This is a genomic window from Streptomyces pathocidini, from assembly GCF_001418495.1.
Classification (GTDB): domain Bacteria; phylum Actinomycetota; class Actinomycetes; order Streptomycetales; family Streptomycetaceae; genus Streptomyces; species Streptomyces pathocidini.
Map to the genome: position 1 here is coordinate 1 of NZ_LIQY01000084.1, position 6,634 is coordinate 6,634.

General features: G+C 73.4%; 5 protein-coding genes. All 5 read left to right on the forward strand.

From position 1 onward, the window contains the following. Positions 1 to 158: 158 nt before the first annotated feature. The 5 genes from AOK16_RS05620 to AOK16_RS05640 all read left to right on the forward strand — a co-directional run bounded on the left by AOK16_RS05620 (position 159) and on the right by AOK16_RS05640 (position 6,560). Positions 159 to 800 (forward strand): NUDIX domain-containing protein, encoded by a 642-nt coding sequence (locus AOK16_RS05620; protein WP_055471105.1) that lies wholly within the window; start codon positions 159 to 161, stop codon positions 798 to 800. Between the two features lie 243 nt (positions 801 to 1,043). Further along, entirely contained in the window at positions 1,044 to 3,068 is a 2,025-nt protein-coding gene (locus tag AOK16_RS05625) for a tetratricopeptide repeat protein (protein ID WP_240483395.1), read from the forward strand. Between the two features lie 133 nt (positions 3,069 to 3,201). Continuing rightward, complete coding sequence (ald, locus tag AOK16_RS05630) at positions 3,202 to 4,317, forward strand: alanine dehydrogenase (protein ID WP_055471108.1); 1,116 nt, start codon at positions 3,202 to 3,204, stop codon at positions 4,315 to 4,317. Positions 4,318 to 4,839: 522 nt separating this feature from the next. Then, the gene (locus AOK16_RS05635; protein ID WP_055471109.1) at positions 4,840 to 5,859 is read left to right on the forward strand and encodes a ParA family protein; all 1,020 of its coding nucleotides are present in this window, start codon (positions 4,840 to 4,842) and stop codon (positions 5,857 to 5,859) included. Next, positions 5,856 to 6,560 (forward strand): hypothetical protein, encoded by a 705-nt coding sequence (locus AOK16_RS05640; protein WP_055471107.1) that lies wholly within the window; start codon positions 5,856 to 5,858, stop codon positions 6,558 to 6,560. Before AOK16_RS05635 ends, AOK16_RS05640 begins: the two co-directional genes overlap by 4 nt. The last annotated feature ends 74 nt before the right edge of the window (positions 6,561 to 6,634 follow it).

Sequence of the window (6,634 nt, forward strand, 5' to 3'; positions counted from 1 at the left end):
GCCCGCACCCGCTCTTCGCGGGTCTGGTCAAGGCGGCGGTCCAGCGGATCCAGGGCGAGCAGGCCTGATCCCGCTCCGGCCCGATACGGTGGACGGGGGTGCCGGCCGCACCGGCCGCCACCCCCGCACCATCGTTCCCCGCGGAGGTCTCCCTACCCATGGGCCAGCACAGCCAGCGCCTGTCCGACACCCCGGAGGAGTGGCAGGTCACCGAGACCACCACGCCCTTCACCGGTAACAAGACCAGCGTCCGTACGGACCGCGTCGTGATGCCCGACGGCTCCACCGTCACCCGCGACTACCAGGTCCACCCCGGCTCCGTGGCCGTCCTGGCCCTCGACGAGCAGGACCGCGTCCTGGTCCTGCGCCAGTACCGCCACCCCGTACGCCAGAAGCTGTGGGAGATCCCCGCGGGGCTGCTCGACGTGCCCGGTGAGAACCCGCTGCACGCCGCCCAGCGCGAGCTCTACGAGGAGGCCCACGTCAAGGCCGAGGACTGGCGCGTCCTCGCCGACGTCTACACCACCCCCGGCGGGTGCGACGAGGCCGTGCGGATCTTCCTCGCGCGGGAGCTGTCCGACGTCGAGGGCGAGCGCTTCGAGGTCTTCGAGGAGGAGGCCGACATGGAGCTGGCCCGGGTGCCGCTGCCCGATCTCGTACGCGGGGTGCTGGCGGGCGAGCTGCACAACAACTGCCTTGTGGTGGGCGCCCTCACGCTGACCGCGGTCCTGGCGGGCGAGGGCGTCGAGTCGCTCCGCCCGGCGGACGCGCCCTGGCCCGCCCGGCCGTTCACGGCGTAGGCCGGATCCACGCTCCCGTCACAGCCCCCCCGCCCCAGGCCACCTTCATAAGCGCCCCCGTCACAGGCCGCCGTCCCGTTTGCGGACCGCGTCGATGATCCGATGCGGTGATCTTCCGGCCACCCGCCAGCCCCGCCGCGAGTCCAGGGCAGCGGCCCGTCGCACAGGGTGAACTACGCTCGTGCCGTTCCCGCTTGCGGTTTTCGCGGCGGGGTTGTGCGCCGGCGGACGGGAGCGTGGTTTGTGACGGATCAGGCGGTGGACACCGGCGGGTTCCACGGCCGTGCCCGTGAACTCAAGGCCCTGCGCGAGGACATCGAGCGGGCCGGGCTCGACACCCTCTCCGGGCGCAGGTCCGCCCGCGCCCGGGTGCTGCTCATCGCGGGCCCGCCCGGCTCCGGCCGGACCGCCCTCGCCGAGGAGTTCGCCCGCCGGGCGGCCGGCGACTACCCCGACGGCGTGCTCCGCGCCCGGCTCACCACTCCCGACGGCCGCCCGGTGCCCACCGGGCGTACCGCCCGCGACCTGCTGGGCGTCCTCGGCGCCCCGGCCGCCCCCGGCGCGGACGAGGACGAACTCACCGAGGCCCTGCGGGAGGCGCTCGGCGGGCGCAAGGCCCTGCTGCTCCTCGACGACGCCGCCGAGGCCGAACAGGTCCACCCGCTCATCCCGGACGAGCCCGGCTGCCTCGTCCTCGCCACCGCCCGCGGCCCCCTGACCGGGGTCCCCGACGTGCGGCCCTGCACACTCGGCGGGCTCGACGCGGCGGCCGGCGTCGAACTCCTCACGCGGTACACGGGCCCCACCCGCATCACCGTCGACCCCTGCACCGCGCACGCCCTGGCCGAGGAGTGCGAGGGCCGCCCCGCCGCGCTGGTGCTCGCCGGCGCCTGGCTGGCCGCCCGCCCCCAGGCCTCCGTCGCCGACCTGAACCAGCGGCTGCGCGAACTGCCGCCCGCGGACGGCCACATCCACGCCCTCCGCCCGCTGGCCCGCGCCTTCCGGCTGGTGTACGAGACGCTGCCGCAGCCCGCCGCCCGGATACTGCGCCTGCTCGTGCTGGCCCCCGCCGGGCTCCTCGACGCGCACACCGCCTCCGCCCTGGCCGGCTGCTCGGTAACCGCCGCGGCCACGACGCTGGACGACTTCACCGCGTACGGCCTGCTGCGCCCCGCCGCGGTGCCCGCAGCCCCGGACGCCGGGCCCCTGCACCAGCTGCCCGGCTGCTTCGCCCCGCTGCTGCGCGCGCTGCTGGAGGCGCAGGACAAGCCCGCCGAGGTGCTGCTCGCCCGCGCCCGGATGCTGGAACGGACCGTGCGGCAGCTCCAGGCCTGCCGGGCCGCGGCCGAACCCGCCGACTCGCCCGCCCGCAAGCGCCTCGCCGGGCTGCCGCGCGCGCTGCGCTTCCCGTCCGCCGGGGCCGCGGGCCAGTGGCTCGACTCGCGGCTGCCGATGCTGCTGGCCGCCGCCGCGCTGGCCGTCGAGGACGGCCAACTCGACACCCAGGCGAGGAGGTTGGTCTCCGCGCTGGCCCGGGCGCTGATCATCCACCGGGGCGAGGGCGGCGCGGCGCCCGAGCTGTATCCGCTGCACCAGCTGGTGCTGAGCGTCGCCGAGCGGCGCGGGCTCGCCGTGGAGCAGGCGGCCGCGCTGCTCAACCTGGCCGACCTCGACTCCGGCGCGGGCCGCACCCGGGAGGCGCTGGCCCGCTACCGCGGCGCCCTGGACGCGGCCCGCTCCGCGGGCGAGGCGCTGCTCACCGCCCGTGCGCTGGAGTCGCTGGGCGGCGCGTACCAGGAGCTGGGGGACTGGCAGCGGGCCGCCGACTGGTACGGCAGGGCGCTCTCGCTGCGGCTCTCCCGCAACGAACCGGCCGAGGAGGCGCGGCTGTACGGGCGGCTCGGCGCGGTGCACTGCTACGTGGGCCGCTGGGGCGAGGCGCTGCGCGACTGGCGGGCCGCCGCGGCCGGGTACCGCAGGCTGCGCGACCAGCGCGGCCACGCGCGGGCGCTGGGCGAGCTGGCCCGCGTGCAGGAGTACGCGGGGCGGCCTGAGGAGTCCCTGCGCACCTGCGAGGAGGCGCTCGGCCGCGCGCTCGGCGCGGGCGACCGCAGGCTGCAGGCCGCGCTGCGGGTGCGGATGGCCGACACCCTCGACCGGCTCGGCGATCCGGCGGCGGCCCGGCTCCAGCGCGCGGCCGCTGAAAGGCTTCTCGGAGATCAGCCCGGTCCTGCCTACGAAATCCGCAGCGGTTCGCCGACAGATTGAAGCTTTGAAAGGCTAGACAGCGGAGCGTCCTTCAATACACTGGTCTGACCGCCACTCGAAGCGGTGCCATCCCGTATGCAGTCGCATGCTGGTTTTGTGAGAGTTATCCCCTGAACCAAGGACCGTGATCGACGTGAAGGTCGGCATCCCCCGCGAGGTCAAGAACAACGAGTTCCGCGTGGCCATCACCCCGGCCGGCGTGCTCGAACTCGTCCGCTACGGCCACCAGGTCTTCGTGGAGCAGGGCGCCGGCCTCGGCTCCTCCATCCCCGACGAGGAGTACGTCGCCGCGGGTGCGAACATCCTGCCCACCGCCGACGAGGTCTGGGCCACCGCCGACCTGCTGCTGAAGGTCAAGGAGCCGATCGCGGAGGAGTACCACCGCCTCCGCAAGGACCAGACCCTCTTCACCTACCTCCACCTGGCCGCCTCCCGCGAGTGCACCGACGCCCTGCTGGAGTCCGGCACCACCGCCATCGCGTACGAGACGGTGGAGACCGCGAACCGCGCGCTGCCGCTGCTCGCCCCGATGTCCGAGGTCGCGGGCCGGATCGCCCCGCAGGTCGGCGCCTACCACCTGATGCGCTCGGCCGGCGGCCGCGGCGTGCTGCCCGGCGGCGTCCCGGGCGTGGCCCCGGCCAAGGCCGTCGTCATCGGCGGTGGCGTCTCCGGCTGGGAGGCCGCGCAGATCGCCATCGGCATGGGCTTCCGTGTCACGCTGCTCGACCGGAACATCAACAAGCTCCGCGAGGCCGACCGCATCTTCGGCACCAAGATCCAGACCATCGTCTCCAACGCCTTCGAGCTGGAGAAGGCCGTGCTGGACGCCGACCTCGTCATCGGCGCGGTCCTCATCCCCGGCGCCAAGGCCCCCAAGCTCGTCACCAACGAGCTGGTGTCGCGGATGAAGCCGGGAAGTGTTCTTGTCGACATCGCGATCGACCAGGGCGGCTGCTTCGAGGACTCCCGCCCCACGACCCACGCCGAGCCGACCTTCCAGGTCCACGACTCGGTCTTCTACTGCGTCGCCAACATGCCCGGCGCGGTGCCCAACACCTCGACGTACGCGCTGACCAACGCCACGCTCCCGTACATCGTCGAGCTGGCCAACCGCGGCTGGGCCGAAGCGCTGCGCCGCGACGCGGCGCTCGCCAAGGGCCTCAACACCCATGACGGACAGGTCGTTTACGGCCCCGTCGCCGAGGCGCACGGCCTCGACCACGTCGAGCTGAGCGCGCTCCTCGGCTGATTTCACCCCGGCGGGCGTCAACACGCACCGTCAACGGCGTCAACGGCACGTGTCCGGCCGGGCCTTGTTCACCAAGGTCCGGCCCGACGCGTGTTCGGCGTCCCCGGACGCCCTGCCAACTCGCCGCGAACGCAACCCTTTAACCGATTCGCGCGGGCGGGAAACCCCGTTGCGGACCCCTGTGCGCCCTTGACAGGAGCGTGTTCGGACACCGACACATCGTGCCGGGTCCGGTGGATTGTGTTGCTGTGAACCATCGACACGCCATAGAGTCGCCAACCGTCGGCATGCTGTCACGCTGACCTATCGATAAGTTTCCTGGTTACATCCAAGGAGGTAAGACGACTTGTGAATGAGTCGACATTTACTCCCGGGGGTGGTCAACCAGGGATGGTTCCCCTACGCCCCGAGGGTGTGGAGGCGCTCCCCGCCCGGGGGCAGGGTCCCATCGGGCTCGAGGCTGTCGACTCCAGCACCGTCAACACCTCCGCAGCCCGCCAGAGCACGACAGACCACCAGAGCATGGACGGCCATCACGTGAACGCCATGGCCGGCGACCAGAGCGGCACAGACCCCGCCACGCGATTCGCCGACTACGACGACCTGCCCGAGGGGCACTTCTACGACCCGGACGCGGAGTACGAGCCCGACCCCGAGTACGCGGCCACGCTCGCCCCGGACGCTGCCCGGCAGCGCCGGGAGCGCATCGGCCCGACCGGCCGGCCGCTCCCGTACTTCCCCATCCCGGGCCCGCTGACCGACCACGGACCCGCGAAGATCATCGCGATGTGCAACCAGAAGGGCGGGGTCGGCAAGACGACCTCGACCATCAACCTGGGCGCGGCGCTCGCGGAGTACGGGCGCCGGGTGCTGCTGGTCGACTTCGACCCGCAGGGCGCGCTGTCGGTGGGCCTCGGGGTGAACCCGATGGAGCTCGACCTGACGGTCTACAACCTGCTCATGGAGCGGGGCATGTCGGCCGACGAGGTCCTCCTGAAGACGGCCGTGCCCAACATGGACCTGCTGCCCAGCAATATCGACTTGTCGGCCGCGGAAGTGCAGTTGGTCAGCGAGGTCGCCCGGGAGTCCACGCTCCAGCGCGCGTTGAAGCCGCTGATGTCGGAGTACGACTACATCGTCATCGACTGCCAGCCCTCGCTCGGCCTGCTCACCGTCAACGCGCTCACCGCGGCGCACAAGGTGATCGTGCCGCTGGAGTGCGAGTTCTTCGCGCTGCGCGGGGTGGCGCTGCTCACCGAGACGATCGAGAAGGTCCAGGAGCGGCTCAACCCCGACCTGGAGCTCGACGGCATCCTCGCCACGATGTACGACTCGCGCACGGTGCACAGCCGCGAGGTCCTCGCGCGGGTGGTCGAGGCGTTCGACGAGCACGTCTACCACACGGTCATCGGCCGCACCGTCCGCTTCCCGGAGACCACGGTCGCCGGCGAGCCCATCACCACGTACGCCTCCAACTCCGTTGGTGCCGCCGCCTATCGCCAGCTCGCCAGGGAGGTGCTCGCCCGGTGCCACGCCGAGTGAGCCTCCCCGGGGCCGACGAACTCTTCCGCACCACAGGAGGGATGGCGCTCCAGGCATCGTCTCCGGGGGCCACCCGACAACACGCCAACGGAGAGACCACCGGCACGGGGACGCGGGTTCCCGCCCCGGCGGGCGAGCAGGACCCGGCGGCCGGCTCAGGCGAGGAGGAACCGGACTCGGGGGCCGCACCGGACGCGCGGTCAGGTACCGGGGAGGCGGACGGGGACGACGCCCCGGCCGAGCACGGCGGGCGCGAGGGGGACGGCGAGCGGCTCGCCGAGGGCAGGACCGCACCGCAGGCGCAGGCGGCGCAGGCCCGGCCCCAGGCCCGTACGGCACCCGACGCCGCGGCTGCGGGACGGCAGAGATCCGCGACCGGAACTGCCGGCTCCGGCGGCTCCCGCCCGACGGCCGCCGGGGTCAACGCGGCCGCGAAGGCGGTGGACGGGCAGGCCCGCCGCCGCTCCCGGGCCGCGGCCCGCCGGCCCAGCGGCCGGGAGCGCCACGACGAGAAGATCACCGTCTATGTCTCCGCCGAGGAGCTCATGGACCTCGAACACGCGCGGCTGGTGCTGCGCGGCGAGCACGGGCTCGCCGTCGACCGCGGCCGCATCGTCCGCGAGGCGGTCGCGGTCGTCCTCGCCGACCTGGAGTCGCGTGGCGACGCGAGCATCCTGGTGCGACGGCTGCGCGGGCGCTGACGCCCCGGCGTGGTCCCCCACGGTCTGCGCGGGCGCCGACCCCGGGCATGGGGTCCCCACGGTCTGCGCGGGCG